An 18,745-nucleotide genomic window follows, 5' to 3' on the forward strand; every position below is an offset into this window, starting at 1 on the left:
CCAACGTCACGGCGGTCCCGACTGCCCTGACATAGCCGGACAGACGGCCCGGTGCCCAAGTAGCTCAGTTGGTAGAGCATGCGACTGAAAATCGCAGTGTCGGTGGTTCGATCCCGCCCTTGGGCACCATTCAAATTTCAAAAAATATAATGAAATCTGTAAGTCCATGTCATTCCGCACAGCCTGCGGTTCATGGTCCAGTCGGCTGTCTTATCCCACATATTCCTGACATGCCTGGGGACGCCCCATAGCACAGGTGGCATCAGGCCGATGCGGCGGTCACCATCATGTCGCGGGTCATATGATCTGCCTGGGTCAGGGCTTCATTACTGTTTAGCCCGTCTGGCGCTGAAAAATGGGAGACGACCGCAGAAGGAATCGGAGTAGCTACCCCTGTGGCCAGTAAGAGACTGTCTGAAACAGACTGCAAATCATCAAGAAGTTTTAGGTGAAGCTTTTTTCAAAGGGCTACAGGGAATACCGCTTTTTTGAAAAAAGCGGCATCCAGAAACTTTTACTGCCCTTCTGTCTGCCTGTCTGCGACAACGCTCAAACGGATTGCGGGCGGTCCGTAGCGTCAAACAGCAGGGGTTTACCCTGGGCCGTCGGGGCAAGCTGGCCTTCCCACATGACAACATTGCCACGAATGATCGTGCCGATGGGGCGCCCCGTCAGTTCGCGACCAACAAAAGGTGACCAGCCACATTTGGAAGCCAGCCATTCCTGCTGAACCGTCCAGCGCGCGGCAAGATCGACCACCGAGAAGTCGGCATCATACCCCACGGCAATGCGCCCCTTGCGCACCAGCCCGAACAGGCGCTGCGGACCGGCCGATGTCATGTCCACCACCCGACGCAGCGACAGGCGGCCATGCGCCACATGGTCCAGCATCAGCGGCAGCAGGGTCTGCACGCCGGGCATGCCCGAAGGCGTTTCAGGATAACTGCGCTGCTTGGCTTCCAACGTATGGGGCGCATGATCGGACCCGATGATGTCAGGCACCCCCTGCCCCATCCAGTACCACAGGCCATCACGCCATTTGCGGCCACGGATGGGCGGGTTCATCTGCGCCAGCGTGCCCAGTTCGGCATAGGCCTCTTCACCCGCCAGCGTCAGATGCTGGGGGGTTACCTCACAACTGGCGATATCCTTGTGCCCCGACAGGAATTCCAGTTCCGCGGGTGTCGTGACATGCAGCACATGGATCCGCCGGCCCGTGCGCCGCGCCAGACGCACGATACGCTGTGTCGCGCGCAGGGCCGTTTCCTCATCACGCCAGACAGGATGGCTGGATGGATCACCTGCCTTGCGTTCAGACAGGCGTTCATGCAGCCGGGCCTCGTCTTCGGCATGGATGGCGACACGGCGGCGGCCCGAACGCAGCACGCGCTCCAGCACCGCGTCATCGGATACCAGCAGGCTGCCGGTGGAAGACCCCATGAAAATCTTGATCCCCGCCGTACCGGGCAGCATTTCCAGTTCACCACACCGATCGGCATTGTCGGTCGTGGCCCCCACATAAAACGCATGGTCACACCACATGCGCCCACGCGCGCGTTCCAGCTTGTCGACAACGGCTTCGGGCCGGTCGGTGGCGGGCTTGGTATTGGGCATTTCGAATACGGCGGTAATCCCTCCCATCACGGCGGCCATGCTGCCGGTCGCCAGATCTTCCGCCGCAGTCAGGCCCGGTTCACGGAAATGGACCTGCGTGTCAATGACGCCGGGCAGGATGGTCAGGCCGGTACAGTCAATGACGCGACCGGCATCCCCCTGCCCCCCGATCCGGGCAATCCGCCCGTCGCGCACGTATACATCGGTCACGACCGTTGCATCAGGCAGGACAACGCTGCCATTTTTCAGACAAAGATCAAAAACGGGTAAGGTCATGGGACTATCCTGTGGCCATTGCCCGCAGGTCGGCAGCGCGGGCGGAAAATATCGCGCCGGGCCACGCCTGTGCCCGCCACGTCCTGACCCGATGTATGGCACGCGCCCGGTAGCATGCAAACCATCCTCACCCGTAATGACCCCCATAATGAAACACCCCGGCCCTTTCGGACCGGGGTGCTGCCATTACATTGACATGCTGGGAGGATGTCAGTCCGCAGACGCGATCTTACGTTCTTCCTGCGCTTTTTGCAGAACGGTCTGCAAGCTGCCTTCCTTGATCCATTCCTCCAGCTTCTGCGGCGTCATGGGACGGGCGAACAGGTATCCCTGAACCACGTCACAGCCAAGCTGACACAGCAGGTCAAGCTGACGCACGGTCTCGACACCTTCAGTCACCACCGTCATGCCAAGGCGCCCGCCAATCCCGATCACCGCCGTGGTCACGGCCTGTGCGTTGGCGTCGTGCTCCAGGTTCATGATAAAGCTGCGGTCGATCTTGATTTCCGTCAGCGGCAGGCGCGTCAGCCTCGAGAGCGACGAATATCCCGTCCCGAAATCATCCATCGACAGGGCGACGCCAAGGTTACGAATGGCCTGCAGGACCATGTTCGTATCCTCGTTTTCCGTCATCATGACGCTTTCGGTAATCTCGACCGTCAGGCGGTGCGGCTCCAGATTGCTGTCACTGAGCAGGCGGGCAATGAAACCGGGCAGATTACGGTTACGGAAATGCCCCGCCGACAGGTTAACCGCTACCGTCGGCACATAAATGCCATGGGCGTCCCATTCCAGGATCTGCTGCACCGCGCGTTCCAGCGACCATGTGCCAATGGCTTCGATCTGCCCGGTTTCCTCGGCCACGGCAATGAAGCGCGAGGGATAGATGTTGCCCAGTGTCGGGTGGTTCCACCGCGACAGGGCCTCCACACCATACAGCGTATTGTTCCGCACATCGATCTGGGGCTGGTAATGCAGGTTGAGCAGGCCCTGCGCCAGCGATTCACGCAGCGCCGACCCCAGCAGCAGCCGGTCCTGTGCCGCCTTGTTGTCTTCCGAACGCGCAAGGTGGGTCATGCCCAGTCCCGAACGCTTGGCCTGACGCATCGCCTGTTCGGCATAGCTGAGCAGGGATTCGCCGTCCGGCCCGTTTTCGGGGAACAGGCTGATGCCGATACCCAGGGTCGGCACGATCATGTTGCCACCGATTTCAATCGGCTGCTTTACGCATTCATGCAGCCTGTCGGCAAATTTCAGTGCGTCTGCCTGGTTCGTATTCGGCACGATAATCAGGAATTCATTCGAACCGGAACGGCTGAGAATATAATTGCTGCGTGAAATACCCTTCAGCCGTTCGGAAACGGACTTCAGGAACCCATCGCCATTGATATGGCCCAGCGCATCATTGATATCGCGGAAACGGTCGATATCGATCATGTACAGCGCGAAATGATTGTCACCCGGCTGACCGATCAGGGAGCGGATCACCTTATGCACCGCCGTACGGTTCAGGAAACCGGTCAGCGGGTCATAGTTCGACAGCTGCGAGATATGCTGGCGCGCCTCGTGCTGCTCGATCAGCACGCCACAGAACGGTACGCAGCTGCTGACGATCTGGGCCGGCCATTCGCCCCGGTTGCGTTCGGAACGCGAATACAGCGCGAAAATGCCCGTGATGCGCCCGTTGCGGGTACGGATGGCCGATGCCCAGCAATGGTGCAGCCCAAGCGAGATGCCCACGGAACGGTAGCTGTCCCACACAATGGTGGTGGCCTCACCCAGATCATTGGCCAGGGCTGCGATATCCGCATCCGTCAGGCGCATTTCTTCCAGGGCCGCGGCAAAGCGGCGCGGCATGCCGGGACCGGACAGGATGCGCAGGCGGTTCTGTTCATCAAGCAGGATCAGCACGGCGACGGTATTGGGAACCAGCACCTCCACCTCGCGGCAGACCATGTCGGCCACGTCCTGAATCTGGATCTCGCTGGAAAGGGAGCGGAAAACAGTATTCTGCAGTTCCATCACCCGGCTGCGATGGCCCGCGCCGGTAATGCCACGCACCATCATCAGGCGATAGGTGCGTCCACCCTTCCCCAGCCGTGCCGCCGTCAGGCTGACCTCGGCGGAGATGTAATCCCCGCTGCGGTTTTCAAACGTGACCTCACCCGCGACCGGCTCCAGTGCCGGTGCCTCCACGGCGATCGGCAGGCTGCTGTTCCCGACCGATGCGGCCAGAAGTTCACCCACCGGCCTGCCCGCCAGCGCGCCGGTGTCGTAACCCCACAGCGTTTCAGCCGCAGGGTTGGCATACAGGATCATGTTATGATCATCGATTATGACCATCCCGTCGCGGGCCTGATTCAGCAGTTCAAAGCTGATGTCAGGAATGGTCTCGGTAGCTGGAAGCGGCTTGGGGTTCTCGGTTTTCATGGTAATCCAAAATTATAAATGCCTGTTTCCAGGCAGGCACCAGGACGGGCGGGCGGTCATGGACCGCCCGGGGACCTATTTTGTCTGCTCGCCTTCATGCGGGACATCGCGCGCCATGTCGGACACGCGCTTCATGTCCGGCCCTTTCGCCCATTTCAGCAGGGCATCGGGCGCCATGGGACGGGCAAACAGGTAACCCTGCACCACATCACAGTTCAGCCCCCGCAGCAGCTTGAGCTGCGCCTCCGTCTCGACCCCTTCGGTCACGACGGTCATGTTCAGGCGGTTGCCAATCCCGATCACCGCCGTGGTCACGGCCTGCGCATTGGGATCGTGTTCAAGGTTCATGATGAAACTGCGGTCGATCTTGATTTCCGTCAGCGGCAGGCGCGTCAGCCGTGACAGGGATGAATAACCCGTCCCGAAATCATCCATCGACAACCCGACGCCAAGGTTACGGATGGCGGCCAGCCCCTCCATCGTGTCCTCGTTTTCGTCCATCATGACGCTTTCGGTAATCTCGACACACAGGCGTTCAGGCTGCAGCTTGCGCTCCTTGAGGATACGCTCGATCAGCGCAGGCAGGCCACGGTTGCGGAAGTGTGCTGCCGACAGGTTGACCGAAACCGTAGGGACATGCAGCCCCTGGCGTTCCCAGTCAATGATCTGGCGCGTCGCTTCTTCCAGCGACCACGTGCCGATCGTCTCGATCTGCCCGGTATCTTCCGCCACCGCGATGAAACGTGAAGGGTAGATGTTGCCCAGCGTCGGATGCTGCCACCGCGACAGGGCCTCCACGCCATACAGCCTGCCCGTCTTGATATCGACCTGCGGCTGGTAATTCAGGTTGAGCATGCCCTTGGCCAGCGACTCACGCAGCGCGGACCCCAGCAGCAGCCGGTCCTGTGCCGCGCGGTTATCCGCCGTGCTGGACACACAGTAGCCACCACGCGCCTCCTTCTTGCACCGGCGCATGGCGATTTCGGCATGGCCCAGCAGGGATTCGCCATCCGGCCCGTTTTCAGGGAACACGCTGATGCCGATGCCAAGCGAGACGACAAGCAGGTTGCCCGCAATCTCGATGGGTTCCTGCATGGCCTTGATCAGGCTTTCGGCAAAGGCGGATGCCTTTGCTTCATCACTGTCGGGCATGACGATGACGAATTCATCACCGCCCGAACGGCTGAGGATATAGTTGCTGCGTGACATGCCCTTCAGCCGTTCGGCAATCGCCTTGAGGAAGGCATCGCCATTCTGGTGGCCAAGGGTGTCGTTGATATCGCGGAAACGGTCCACGTCGATCATGAAGACCGCGAACTGATTGTCACCCGGCCGGTCGATCATCGACTTGATGACCTTGTGGATGGCGGTCCGGTTCAGGAAACCCGTCAGGGAATCATGGTTGGCCAGCTGCGAGATATGCTGCTGGGCCTCATAATTCTCGATCACGACGCTACAGAACGGCACGCAACCGGTGACGATCTTCTGCGGCCAGTCGCTCAGCTTGTACTGGTTGCGCGAATACAGCGCGAAAATGCCCGAAATCCGCCCGTTGCGCGACTTGATGGCCGAAGCCCAGCAATTATGCAGCCCCAGCGAGATCCCGAGCGAGCGGTAGCTGTCCCACACGATGCTGTTCGCTTCGGACAGGTCATTGCCCAGTGCGGCAAGATCCCCTTCGGTCAGGGACATGTTTTCAAGGGCTGCGGCATAACGCCGCGGCAGGCCGGGACCGGACAGGATGCTCAGGCGGTTGTTTTCATCCAGCAGGATGATGGCGGACACCGTGTTGGGAACAAAGCTTTCCACTTCACGGCAGACGAGGTCGGCTACGTCCTCCACCTGCATGTCATTGGAAATGGCCTGGAATACCGTATTCTGCAGGTCCAGCAGCTTGCGGCGGTGGCTTTCCTCGGTCACGCCCTTCATGAAGGCCATGTAGTAGCGCTTCTTTTCCGGCCCCAGCAGCGCGGTCGAGATCGACATCTCGCCCGAAATGTAGTCCCCGGCCTTGTTCTCGAACGTGACTTCGCGTGAGGTGCCGACAATACGGTTCACGCCCGTCTTGCGGTTCTTGTAGATATAGCTGTCATGATCGGCGCGATAGACCGAGGGAACGAGGCAGCTGACATTGCGGCCAATCACCTCTTCCTCGGTGAAACCCCACAGTTTTTCCGCTGCCGGGTTGAAAAACACGACCTCGTTGCGCTCATTGATGATCACGACGCCATCCGTTGCCTGCTCCAGCAGCTGGAGGCTGACATCCGCTGTCATGTCCAGCTTGGTGGCAGGCTTGTGGTCGTCAGTCATGGCAGGCGCTTCGTGGGGGTTCATTACTTTCTCACACAGTTTCATAGGAATATTCCAGCCGGCAATCAGGCGGCGGGATAGAATGACGGGGCGCACGCCGCACGCATGGGCGTCGCAGCGAACGCCTGTGGCATCGTGGGGGCTGCAGGCGCTGGCACGGTTGCCGCCATGGGGGCATGCGCGGGACGGCCAAGCAGGTAGCCCTGCCCTTCGTCACACCCTTCGGATGACAGCAGCGCAAGCTGGGCCGGCGTCTCGATCCCCTGCGCCAGAACAGAGACCTGCAGCGCATGACCCGCGATCATGACGGAGCGCACCAGTTCGGCCATGGCCGGGTCCGTGCCCACCTGCTGCATGAGGGTGCGGTCGATCTTGATCTTGCCAAAGGGGAATTCGCGCAGCATCGACAGGACCGATTTCGGGCCACCGAATTCGTCCAGCGCAAGCCTGACCCCAAGCGCATGCACCTTACGGGCCATGGCCAGGGCACGCGGACGGTCACGCTGTATCGTTGCCTCGGTAATTTCGATGACAAGGCGGCCCGCGGGCAGGCCAGTGCGTGCAAGGGTCGCCTGCACCGTATCGGCAAAACGCGGCAGCAGGAACTGCGATGCGGACATGTTGACCGCGACACGGACATCCCCATCCCAGCCCACCGCAGCCTGGCACGCCTGGTCCAGCACCCATTCACCCAGTTCGATAATCAGGCCGTTTTCATAGGCAAGGTCCAGGATTTCCGTGGGGGGAACGCTGCCACGCACCGGATGTTCCCACCGCAGCAGGGCCTCATATCCCGAAACCGCGCCCGTCGCGACGACAGTCTGCACCTGAAAGAACAGCGAAAGCTGGCCATTGGTCATGGCGTCGCGCAGGTCATCACCCATCGCACGGCGTTCACGCACGTTCTGGTCCAGCGAGCTTTCATAATACCAGATCGTATGCTGCAGGTCGGTCTTGGCGCGATACATGGCAAGATCGGCACGCGAGATCAGGGTTTCACTGTCCGTCGCATCAACCGGATAGACCGCAACCCCGATGCTGCCGCCACTGGTCACCATGTAATCATCAATGGGAATGGGCTGGTTCAGCGCCTGCTGGATGCGGTTTACGAAATCATGCAGTTCCGCCTGATCCGACGTGCGGTGGATGGCTATGAATTCATCCCCCCCCAGGCGAGCCACGAATTCTCCTTCCCCCAGTAGCGCGCTGAAACGCCCGGCCAGTGTGGTCAGCACGACATCGCCAGCCGCATGGCCACGGGTATCGTTGATTTCCTTAAATTTATTAAGGTCAATACCAATGACCGCAAACTGTTCGCCATTCTGGTCAGCCGTTGCGACTTCCTGATTGAGGCGTTCATTGAAGCTTATGCGGTTGGGCAGGCCGGTCAGCGCATCGGACATGGCCATGCGGTGCAGTTCGTCATACGATTCCTGCCGCACGCTGCCGTCAATGACAAAGCAGGCGATACCGGCAATGATTGTCAGCATCGAACCGGCAATGACAGCGAAGCCGATGGCCTGAAACTGTTCATTGTCATGCAGCATCTGCATATGCGGGTGCATGGTGACATGCATGGCCGCCATGCCGGTGAAATGCAGCCCGGCCACGGCACCCACCATGGCCAGCGTCATTTCGATCTCGCGCCGCAGGCTGACCGGGCGCAACGCCAGCAGCAGGGCCGCGGCGGACAGCCCGATGCCGATCAGGACCGACACGATCGCCAGCGGCATGTTCCACACGACGGGCGCATCGATATGGTACGCCGCCATGCCGATATAATGCATGCTGGCGATACCAAGGCCGAGGATAATTCCCCCCAGCATGCAGCCCCCGCGCCCGCGCAGCCTGACCGCCACCATGACCGCACAGGGCATGGCCACGAACATGGCCACCAGCGAAAGCACGGTATACTGCGGGTCCAGATTCACGTCGGCGCCGGCATGATAGGCCAGCATGGCCGCAAAATGAGTACACCAGACAAAGCTGGCGCCCGCCATGGCGGTCAGAAAATACCAGCCGACACGCTGCCTGCCACTGGTTTCAGATACGCGGGCGACCAGTCGCATGGTAATCCATGCACCCAGCACACAAACGATCAGCGCACCAGAAAGCAGAAAGGGGTTATAAACCCTCAGTTCATAGATATGATTGCTCATTGATTCCATTTTTCAACGATCAATACCATCCAGTTATCAGCAGATTTCTGGGTAAAATCTGCCACCACACACGTAATGCGGAAAACCGACCGGTATCAAACGCCTACAATAGGGGCATTTAACAAAGTATCAGATATTTATTTTTATATTTATTATGATTAATCGGATATTAGTAAAGGTTTCCAGAATATGCAACAACAAATATCCCGTTCAAAATCCTATATCCAATCTCCCGCATCCCTACATCATGCTGATAGGAACACTGCTCCAATATTAATAAGGAAATACCAGACCAACATACAATAATAGGTTTATTTTCCTAAATTATACCTATTTTCGTATTGTTTCTGTTTGTTTCTGGCTGGATTGCAAACGGTAGCAGTCCACCAAGCCCCGCATGCCGCCATTAGGGCAGCATGCGTTGGAAAACCTGATCCCGGATCCCCAGCAGGTGATAAAATCCTGCGCCGGCGTGAAAGCATGCCAGACAGAACAGTAACCATGCATTCCAATGATGTAACGACGAAAAAAAGAAATGCGCCCCGCCCATCAATGCCGGAAAAGGGGAATTGATCGGCACGCCAAATGCAATCACGGGACGCCCAGTTGTCCAGCGCGCCATGTAACCGAACACGATTTCCCCACCCAGCAGCAGATAAAGCAGGCGGTGTATGCTGCGCGCGACACGATCCTGAAATGTTACAACGGGAAAACGAATTGCTTTCCCCCCCGTCATTGCCCATGCCATGCGGGTAACGAACACCGCCGCCAGCAGCACGCCCAGCGACGTATGGGTAACCGCCAGAAACAACCGCATGGGGGCCGTGCGGTCCATAAGGTGCCACGCCACCTGCCCGACCACGAACTGTTCCACCACCAGGACGGCGGTGATCCAGTGCAGCCAGCGGGTTTCCCAACTGTACCGCTGGGGCATACGCGACGTGACGGATGAATATGCTGCCATACCGATCACCTGCTGGCCTGGTAGCTGCGTGAAGACACTGGGAACGTGACGGTCGTATCAGTCAACGCCGGGCAGAATCGAACTGTCTTCCCCACCAATATGCATGTTGGAATAACTGCCGTCACTCATGCCGGGGGCTTCGCTGCCCGATGCGGTGCCGGGCATCATCATGGCGCCTGTCATCTGGTCGGATTCCTCGCCATCATTACGGAACTGTGGCACGCCGCCGCCCGAACCGGTTTCCGGCGCGCTATAGTTACCCCTTACCCCGGCGGATGCATCGTTCGCTTCCGATTCACCCGGTGTATAGCTGCCCATGTCACTGCTGTTTCCGCTGGAATGGCTGCGTGCATGTGCTACGCCACCATGACTGACCGCCACCATCACCGTCAGGGCGGCCAGACCCTTCGTAATATAACCTGACATCCGGCTTTTCCTCCCGTTATGCGCCATGCAATTGGTCCGCATGGCGTTCATGCTGTTTACATGGGGCATGCACCCCGCCGCGCCAATAGTATTGCGCATACGGCCGGACCGGGACATTTCTGCCACGCATATGACGCGCGTGTGCCATGCATCCTAAAACACGTGAACGGGCGTATGGTTGTCATGAAACGTAACGCTGTACACGGTCCACCCGCAGCGTTACCGACACATTGCCTGCTGGAGAATGAGAGATGACCATCCTCGCCACCCTTCCCCTGACCCAGATGACCGTTGTGCCCGACCTGCTGGCAGCACCGGTGGGCACCGTGATGCTTGCATCGGAAGTCTCACGCGATGACCAGAAAATCGTCATTCGCAGCCGCCTTGTCACGAACGGCAGGACAACGCCCGGCCTGATCATGATGACGGCGGCGGCCAAGGGCTATTTCGTGCCCGATGAAGCCTGCACCGCCTTCGTACGCACGGCGCTGGATGTCACGGAAGTCATGCCGCTGCTGCTGACAAAGATCATTCCCGGCTTCCGCTACAAATACGATGCGGTCGTGCGCGGGGATGTATGGCAGCTGAAGGATGAAGCGGGCACGCAGTTCGCGGGGCTTGCGATCGGTTCCTCCGATGAGGAGGAAAGCAAGGTCTATGCCTATGCCCGGATCGAGGGTGGCCGGATCGGCGACATCGTGGCCGCAAGCCGCGTGGCCTATCTGGGCCAGCTTGATTTCGGCGCAGGCACAGCTACCCCTACCCTGGGCTGAGGATATGGCCCCACCCGCCGCATTCGCGGGTGGGGACCGGACGGTTACGCCGCGCCGGCCTGGCTTTCCAGGCTGGCGGAATTGGACGTGCGCGGCAGGAAGAAGCGGATGAGACGCGCAAGATTGGGCGCAAGCTTCGGCCGCAGCAGGCGCGGGTCGTAGCCGGAAAAACGGCGTTCGTTCTCGATCAGGCAGATGTCGATCATGTCGCGCAGCGGCACGTCGACATTGGCGACTTCCTTCGTGCCATTCACGGTGAAGTTGTTGTCCTGTTCGTGCTTGTTGCCTTCGGCATCGAACGTCGTGACCATGCCCAGACGTTCATACAGCAGGAAGAACCATACGCCGATCACGCGCGCCTCGAACCAGGGGCGCTTCCACATCGGCATGGTGGCGCGATGCCACGCCAGCCAGTTGGCGAACAGCAGGATATGGCGGCATTCTTCCTGCATCACCGGCTCGAACGTATCGATCAGCGCAGGGGGGAAGAAGGCGGATTTCTGCGCGATGGCGAACAGGCCGAACGCGAAGAAGCTGTCCACGCATTCCGAAAAACCCGTGACCAGATAGGCCCATTCCACATCGCGCGGTTCGATGTAGGGGGGTTCGGACGCCAGCGGGATATCGTAGGCCGCCACCATCTTGGACAGGACTTCCTTATGGCGGTTTTCCTCCCACGCGTTGCGTGACAGGGCATCCTTCATGTCCGGGTCGTCAATCAGGCGGGCATAGGCCGCCATGCGCAGGCGGGCCTTGCCTTCGGTCTGCACGGCAATGTCCCAGATCGGCAGCGAGGTCACGCGTTCCAGCGTTTCCTTGTCCAGCTTGGGCCATTCGATGACCGAGGGTTTGTAGGGATTGAAGGTGTCGCGGAACATGTCCGCCACCGCCTTCTTGTGCTCCGCCGATCCGGGCGTAAGCGGGCCCGGCACCGGGCTGGACCAGTGACGGGCATTGAAATCGGCCTTTGCCACGGCATCAGGGGTCGCGGCCCCCGGGTCGCGGGCTTCGGGCAGAGTAGTGTAGATGTCAGAAAGTGATTTCGTCATGTCGGCTCGCTGCTCGGAACGGTGTCGCGTGGATACGCCGGCCGATGTGGCATTCATCCCAACAGCTGACACCCTGATTTCTGGTGTCCATATCACACCAAACCAGGAAGTGCAGAACTGTTATCTGAAATTTGCGGGGAATGCCGAAACACCCCCCGCACAACGCACCATCAGCATTATGGACCCGACAGGCGGTCCGCCTTGCCTTAAATCAATGCAGGTCAGAGATTTTGTCGATCACGCGCGTCACCAGCCCGTATTCGATCGCCTCATGCGCGGACATCCAGTAATTGCGGTCCGTATCCTTGCACACCTTTTCATAAGGCTGTCCGGTTTCACGCGCGAACAGGCGGTTCAGGCGCTCACGCATCTTGATGATCTCGCGCGCTTCGATATCGATATCGGTCGCGGGGCCACGCACGCCGCCCATGGGCTGGTGCAGCAGGAAACGCGTATTGGGCAGGCAGTAGCGCCGTTCCTTATTGCCCGCAGCAAAGATCAGCGCGCCAGCGGATGCGACCCAGCCGGTACCGATCATGTTGACGGGCGCCACCGAATCGACAAAGCGGATCATGTCATGGATGGTGTCGCCACTTTCCACATGACCGCCGGGGGAGTTCACGTACACATCGATCGGCTTGTCCGACGCACCGGCCAGCGCCAGCAGGCGACCTGTCACGTCACGGGCGATCTTGTCATTGATCGGACCGAACACCAGCACCTTGCGCTGATCGAACAGACGACTTTCCAGTTCCCCGATGGGGGAGGACAACGTACGGTTCTTGTCAGGTTCCTCGGTTTCCGGGCCCTGGGGTTCGGGGATATCGGGATCCCTGGGATCTTCATCATCCATGCGGATGCGGTGTTTCGGCTGCATGCCGTTCATCGGGTTCTCCCTATGCTCCGGGACTGTCCTGGTCATGTCCTTATCCTGCGCCGCCTTGCGTCCGGTGCCAAGTCCCGACCTGACAATCAGCCACGATGACCGCTGCCGGCTACGGCCCCGGTGCGCGATCCCCCTCGCTAAGATCGGCATTGCAGGCTAGTTTGCCCCGGTCGTGTTGTGTGCAGGCCAAAAAAAGGCCATGGGAGCTAAGATTGGGAAAGCGGGCACTATCGCCAAGTCCCGGAAGATTTTTTTTTCCGCCGTCCAGACAGACCGCCGTCGCGCGGGCTGCCCTGCTGGCGTTGCTTGCCACCGGTGTGGCGGGCTGCGCGCACCATCAGGACACGGTCGATTCCGTGTCCGACTGGTACCATAACTACCAGGGCGGCGTGATCGGCCAGCAGCGTCCCCCGCCACCCGGCACGCACCAACCCTATCCCAAGGTCGGGCTGGGGCCGGACAGAACGCCCGAACTCCCCTCACCCGACCTGCGTCAGGACATCACCGCCGACCTTGAGGCCCAGCGCGAACTCAACCAGCGCCAGGACGCGATCATGGGCACCATGCCCACGGCTGCCGACATTCCCCCCATCCCGTCGCGCCCGGCCAGCAATGGTGGGGGACAATCCGCCTCCCTCGCGGCGGCGGATGACGGCACGCAGGCAGGAAGGCAGGCAGCAGCGGGCACCAGGCCAAAATCCGAACGTGGCATGTCCCATCAGGCCGAACCCGTGCGTGACAGCAATGGACAGCTGGTCATGCCGGAGGTGACGGAAACGGTATCCGACACGCCCGAGGCGATTCCCGCCAACCTGCCATCGATCGCCGATGCACCGCCCGAACTGCCCTCCGTGGGTGGGATCAGCCTGCCCGACAATGCCGCGCGAGACGGCATGGACCTGCCCACCTATCATCTGGCAACGCCGGAAGACGGGGACCCGGTACGCTTCCTGCCCGGGTCGGACCAGATCGAGGATGGCGAGGAAGACGTGGTCGGCAACGTCGTGAAACAGCGGGGCAACCGCTTTGTGATCGTGAATGGTTATGGCAATGCCGCCACCGCCACGGCGGAAGGGCAGACCGCGGCCCTCAATCTTGCCCTGCTGCGCACCCGCACCCTAAGCAACATGCTGCGGGCGCGTGGCGTGCCAGCCAACCGAATCGTGGTACACGCCCATGCCTTTGGCAATGGTGCAAGAATTGCCATCGTGCGCTAGAGTGTGGTGCATGCCCCCCCGCCGGGCGGGCATGTCATTTTTCCAACCCGGCGCACATCCTTCCGTGCGCCCGCAACAGAGCGTCCCATGACCGAAGAATTCCATCGTATCCGCCGCCTGCCGCCCTATGTCTTCGCTGAAGTCAACAAGGCCAAGGCCCAGGCCCGAGCGCGGGGGGAGGATATCATTGATCTGGGCATGGGCAATCCCGACACCCCCACCCCGCCCCATATCGTGCAGAAGCTGGTGGAAACGGTGGCGGACCCGCGCGCGCACCGTTATTCCGTCAGCCGTGGCATTCCGGGCCTGCGCCGGGCGCTGGCGGGGTATTACGAACGACGTTTCAACGTAAAGCTGGACCCCGAGACGGAAGTGATTGCGACCCTTGGGTCCAAGGAAGGGCTGGCGAATCTCGCCTCCGCCATCACCAGCCCGGGCGATACGATCCTGGTGCCCAATCCGTCCTATCCCATCCATCAGTTCGGCTTCATCATCGCAGGCGCGTCCGTGCGCTCCATTCCTGCGACACCGGATGATGAAATGCTGGAAGCACTGGACCGCGCGGTGCGCCATTCCGTGCCGAAGCCCACTGCGCTGATCGTCAATTTTCCGTCAAATCCCACCGCATATCTCGCGGACCTTGATTTCTACCGCAAGCTTGTGGCCTTTGCGCGCAAGCATGAAATCTGGATCCTGTCGGACCTTGCGTATGCGGAAATCTATTTTGGCGACAATGTGCCCCCTTCCATCCTTGAGGTTCCCGGGGCGAAGGACATCGCCGTTGAATTCACGTCCCTGTCCAAGACCTATTCCATGGCGGGCTGGCGCATGGGCTTTGCCGCGGGCAACCCGAAGCTGATCGCGGCCCTTACCCGTATCAAGTCCTATCTGGACTATGGCGCGTTCACCCCCATTCAGGTCGCGGCGGTCGCGGCACTCAGCGGCCCGCAGGACTGTGTGGCTGAAATCCGCGACATCTATCGCAAGCGCCGTGACGTGCTGATCCAGGGACTGCAGGCGGCAGGATGGGAGGTTCCTTCCCCCGAAGGGTCGATGTTCGCATGGGCCCCCATCCCCGGACGCTTCCGCGAACTGGGCAGCGTGGGTTTTTCCAAGCTGCTGCTGAAGGAAGCGGGCGTCGCGGTGGCCCCCGGCCTTGGCTTCGGGGAACATGGCGAGGGTTTCGTGCGCATCGGACTGGTGGAAAATACCCAGCGCCTGCGTCAGGCCTGCCGTTCCATCCGCCATTTCATGACGGAACATGGCGGCATCGCCCCCACCACGCAGCAGGCTGCCCCGCTGCCTGACTCGCAGCCTGCCCATTCATGACTGCCCACTCGGTTGACGGAAAACAGATGACTTCTTCCCCTTGCAAACCCGCCCCCAAACCGCCGCTGCGCATCGGTATTGCGGGACTGGGCACGGTTGGTGCCGGCGTTGTAAAACTGCTGCGTGAAAACGCGTCCCTGATCCGTGCCCGCGCGGGCCGCGAACTGGTGGTGACCGCCGTCAGCGCGCGCGACCGCACGCGTGACCGTGGCATAGACCTGGGCAATGTCGCCTGGTGTGACACGCCCGAGGAACTGGCCACCCACCCCGACGTGGATGTAGTGGCAGAACTGATTGGCGGGGCTGAAGGCGCTGCGCGCCTGACGGTGACCCGCGCACTGGAAAACCGGCGCCCGGTAGTGACCGCCAACAAGGCGCTGATCGCCATTCACGGTGCCGAACTGGCCTGCACGGCGCAGGCAGCTGGCGTGCCATTGATGTTCGAGGCGGCTGTGGCCGGTGGCATTCCCGCCATCAAGACCGTGCGCGAGGGACTGGCAGCGGACCGGATCCTGAAGATCGGCGGCATCCTGAACGGCACGTGCAACTACATCCTGACCGTCATGCATGAAACCGGGCGGGACTTTGCCGAAATTCTGTCCGATGCGCAGAAGCTTGGCTATGCCGAGGCCGATCCATCGACCGATGTGGATGGCATCGATACCGCGCACAAGCTGGCAATTCTTGCCGGCCTGGCGTTCGGTCGGCCCGTGGTGTTTGCCTCCGTCTATATCGAAGGCATCCGCCGCATCGGCGCGCTGGACCTGCAGTTCGCGCGCAGGATGGGTTACCGCATCAAGCTGCTGGGCATCGCGCGCCAGCATGAAAACGGCATCGAGGCCCGGGTGCATCCCTGCCTTGTGCCGCAGGATGCGCCAATCGCGGAAGTCAATGGCGTCTTCAACGCCGTGGTGGCGGAAGGGGCCTTTGCCGGCCGCCTGATGCTGGAAGGCCGCGGTGCGGGCGAAGGGCCGACCGCCACCGCCGTATGCGCCGACCTGATCGACATAGCCCGTGGCTCCGCCATGCCGGTCTGGGGTTGTGCCGCTGACAGCCTGATGCAGGCCGTAGCCCTGCCCAGCAAGTCGTTTACGGGTGAGTACTACCTGCGCCTGAATGTGGAAGACCGCCCCGGCGTGATTGCCGACATAACGGCAGTACTGCGGGACAACGGGGTATCGCTGCGCAGCATGCTCCAGCATGCCGATGCGCATGACGTCCGCGCCGATGGTACCCATGCCGTGCCGCTGGTGCTGCTGACGCACAAAACCAGCGAGGCGGCGATGCAGCACGCGCTGCACCATATTGCGGAACTGTCCGCCGTACTGGATGAGCCTGCGCTGATCCGTATCGAAGCGGCCTGACCGTCGGGCGGGGAATGGTTCCGGTCGGACCATTCCCCCTGCCTTCCCGTGCGCCGCATACCAACAAGGATCCGTTTTCATGTCCGCTGCCGACCTGCTTGCCCCCTTTCCCGCGTCCCCCGCGCCACAGGAGGAACAGGAGCCAGCCGTGCTGGGGGTTACCCGCAGTGTTACGGGCCGCCGGTGGAACTGGCGCGAAGGCGGACAGGCCAGCCATACCGACCGCATGGGCATGGCCATTGCACAGCAGACCGGGCTACCGGAAATCGTGGGCCGCATGCTGGCCCTGCGCCGTATCGCACCCGAACAGGTTGCAACCTACCTGACACCCACCCTGCGCGCGCTGATGCCCGATCCGTCCACCTTTACGGATATGGATACGGCGGCTGCCCGTCTGGCCACTGCCATCCGCAATGGAGAAACGGTGGGCCTGTTCGGGGATTATGACGTGGATGGCGCGTGTTCCACGGCACTCCTGACCGATTTCCTGCGCCGTCAGGGCTGCACGGTGCTGACCCATATTCCTGACCGCATGCGGGAAGGTTACGGCCCGAACGCACCCGCAATCGCGGCCATGCAGGACCAGGGGGCGACCCTGATCGTCTGCCTGGACTGCGGCACGGCGGCGGTGGAGGTGCTGGAACACGCAAGCGGGCGCGGTGACGTCATTGTCCTTGACCACCATCAGGTGCAGGGCGCACTGCCGCGCGTGCTGGCCACGGTCAACCCGAACCGGCCCGACTGCCCTTCGGGACTACACGGCATCTGTGCCGCCGCGGTCACATTCATGACCGTGGTGGCCACAGTGCGCATCCTGCGTCACGACGGGTGGTTCGACACCCATACCGACCCGCAGCTTATGGACAGCCTCGACCTCGTCGCGCTGGCGACCGTATGCGACGTCATGCCGTTAAGCGGCCTGAACCGCGCCTTTGTCACCCAGGGGCTGAAAGTCATGGCACGACGGCAGCGCACGGGATTGTCCGCACTGCTGGATGCGGCGGGGGCACGTGACCCGCTATCAGCATTTACATGTGGATTCGCGCTGGGGCCGCGCATCAATGCCGGCGGGCGTATCGCGGATTCCGGTCTGGGGCTGCGCCTGCTGCTGTGCGCGGACGCAGCGGAAGCGCAGGCACTGGCCGAGAAGCTGAATTCCGTCAACCATAACCGGCAGGGCGTCGAATCCGGCATCCTTGACCGTGCCATGGAACTGGCGGCCGAACAACGCGCGCAGGGTCATGCCGTACTGGTGCTGAGCGGCCGGGACTGGCACCCCGGCGTGGTCGGAATCGTGGCCGGACGTATCAAGGAAAAATTCAACCGCCCCGTTCTGGTGGGTGCGGAAATGGAAGATGGCAGCATAAAAGGCTCCGCCCGGTCCGTTCCGGGGCTGGACCTTGGTGGCGCCATTATCGCGGCACGACAGGCGGGACTGCTGTCATCGGGGGGGGGACATGCCATGGCGGCGGGCTTCGGCCTGCCAGCGGATGGCATTCCCGCCCTGCAGGAATTCCTTGACCGCCACCTGGCTACCGCCGCCAGCCTGCCCGATGCCGTGGACCTGACCATCGACGCCGTGGTGAATGTCGCTGCCGCCGATGTGGCCCTGGCGACCGACATGGACCGTCTGGCCCCCTTTGGCGCGGGCAATGATGAACCCCTGATCGCCCTGCCCCGCGTGCGCGTGGCCTATGCCGAACGGATCGGGCGGGAAGGCAATACCCTGCGCCTGACGCTGCAGGGCGAAGGCCGTGGTCCCCGACTGAAGGCGCTGGTGTTCCGCGCCAATGAAAGCCCCCTGGCCCCCGTGCTGGAAGATCGCGACAGCCCGCCGCTGCATCTGGCGGGATGGCTGCGCGCGGAAAGCTGGAACGGCCGGACATCCGCCACTTTTTTTATCCGCGACGCGGCAATCGCCCAATAATTTCAATATTTTTGAATCAGG

The 18,745-nt window shown here is 61.2% G+C and carries 13 protein-coding genes and 1 tRNA gene; 6 read left to right on the forward strand and 8 right to left on the reverse strand.

The window, feature by feature from the left end:
* Positions 1–53 precede the first annotated feature (53 nt).
* Positions 54–129, forward strand: a tRNA-Phe gene (locus tag MSKU9_RS08900).
* A gap of 420 nt (positions 130–549) precedes the next feature.
* On the opposite strand, the gene MSKU9_RS08905 is transcribed toward MSKU9_RS08900, so the two are convergent.
* The 6 genes from MSKU9_RS08905 to MSKU9_RS08930 form a co-directional block, all read right to left on the reverse strand.
* On the reverse strand, positions 550–1,890 hold the full coding sequence (locus tag MSKU9_RS08905) for a dihydroorotase (protein ID WP_141261016.1): 1,341 nt from the start codon (positions 1,888–1,890) through the stop codon (positions 550–552).
* A gap of 210 nt (positions 1,891–2,100) precedes the next feature.
* Positions 2,101–4,320, reverse strand: coding sequence for a sensor domain-containing protein (locus MSKU9_RS08910; protein ID WP_141261018.1), 2,220 nt, complete (start codon positions 4,318–4,320; stop codon positions 2,101–2,103).
* Between the two features lie 75 nt (positions 4,321–4,395).
* A complete protein-coding gene (locus MSKU9_RS08915; RefSeq protein WP_141261020.1) occupies positions 4,396–6,630 on the reverse strand; it encodes an EAL domain-containing protein in 2,235 nt (744 codons plus the stop codon).
* A gap of 65 nt (positions 6,631–6,695) precedes the next feature.
* Positions 6,696–8,789 (reverse strand): putative bifunctional diguanylate cyclase/phosphodiesterase, encoded by a 2,094-nt coding sequence (locus MSKU9_RS08920; protein ID WP_227002434.1) that lies wholly within the window; start codon positions 8,787–8,789, stop codon positions 6,696–6,698.
* Positions 8,790–9,195: 406 nt separating this feature from the next.
* Positions 9,196–9,753 carry a cytochrome b gene (locus MSKU9_RS08925; protein WP_141261023.1) on the reverse strand — a complete coding sequence of 186 codons (558 nt, stop codon included), beginning with the start codon at positions 9,751–9,753 and terminating at the stop codon, positions 9,196–9,198.
* A 57-nt stretch (positions 9,754–9,810) separates the two neighbouring features.
* A complete protein-coding gene (locus MSKU9_RS08930) occupies positions 9,811–10,179 on the reverse strand; it encodes a hypothetical protein (RefSeq protein WP_141261025.1) in 369 nt (122 codons plus the stop codon).
* 251 nt (positions 10,180–10,430) lie between these two features.
* Between MSKU9_RS08930 and MSKU9_RS08935 the strand changes: the two genes are divergently transcribed.
* Positions 10,431–10,952, forward strand: coding sequence for a hypothetical protein (locus tag MSKU9_RS08935; protein WP_141261027.1), 522 nt, complete (start codon positions 10,431–10,433; stop codon positions 10,950–10,952).
* A gap of 44 nt (positions 10,953–10,996) precedes the next feature.
* Here MSKU9_RS08935 and MSKU9_RS08940 read toward each other — a convergent pair whose 3' ends face one another.
* Both MSKU9_RS08940 and MSKU9_RS08945 read right to left on the reverse strand, forming a co-directional pair.
* Positions 10,997–12,001, reverse strand: coding sequence for a ferritin-like domain-containing protein (locus MSKU9_RS08940; protein ID WP_141261029.1), 1,005 nt, complete (start codon positions 11,999–12,001; stop codon positions 10,997–10,999).
* A gap of 211 nt (positions 12,002–12,212) precedes the next feature.
* Entirely contained in the window at positions 12,213–12,887 is a 675-nt protein-coding gene (locus MSKU9_RS08945; RefSeq protein ID WP_141261194.1) for an ATP-dependent Clp protease proteolytic subunit, read from the reverse strand.
* 302 nt (positions 12,888–13,189) lie between these two features.
* Between MSKU9_RS08945 and MSKU9_RS08950 the strand changes: the two genes are divergently transcribed.
* From MSKU9_RS08950 to recJ, 4 genes are all read left to right on the forward strand, one after another.
* Positions 13,190–14,104 carry an OmpA family protein gene (locus MSKU9_RS08950; RefSeq protein ID WP_227002435.1) on the forward strand — a complete coding sequence of 305 codons (915 nt, stop codon included), beginning with the start codon at positions 13,190–13,192 and terminating at the stop codon, positions 14,102–14,104.
* Between the two features lie 87 nt (positions 14,105–14,191).
* Positions 14,192–15,433, forward strand: a complete 1,242-nt coding sequence (locus tag MSKU9_RS08955; RefSeq protein WP_141261033.1) for an LL-diaminopimelate aminotransferase — start codon at positions 14,192–14,194, stop codon at positions 15,431–15,433.
* 26 nt (positions 15,434–15,459) lie between these two features.
* Positions 15,460–16,797: a homoserine dehydrogenase gene (locus tag MSKU9_RS08960; RefSeq protein WP_141261035.1), complete on the forward strand. Its 1,338-nt coding sequence runs from the start codon at positions 15,460–15,462 to the stop codon at positions 16,795–16,797.
* Positions 16,798–16,876: 79 nt separating this feature from the next.
* On the forward strand, positions 16,877–18,724 hold the full coding sequence (recJ, locus tag MSKU9_RS08965) for a single-stranded-DNA-specific exonuclease RecJ (protein ID WP_141261036.1): 1,848 nt from the start codon (positions 16,877–16,879) through the stop codon (positions 18,722–18,724).
* Positions 18,725–18,745 lie beyond the last annotated feature (21 nt).

It is taken from the genome of Komagataeibacter diospyri (genome assembly GCF_006538165.1).
Taxonomy (GTDB): domain Bacteria; phylum Pseudomonadota; class Alphaproteobacteria; order Acetobacterales; family Acetobacteraceae; genus Komagataeibacter; species Komagataeibacter diospyri.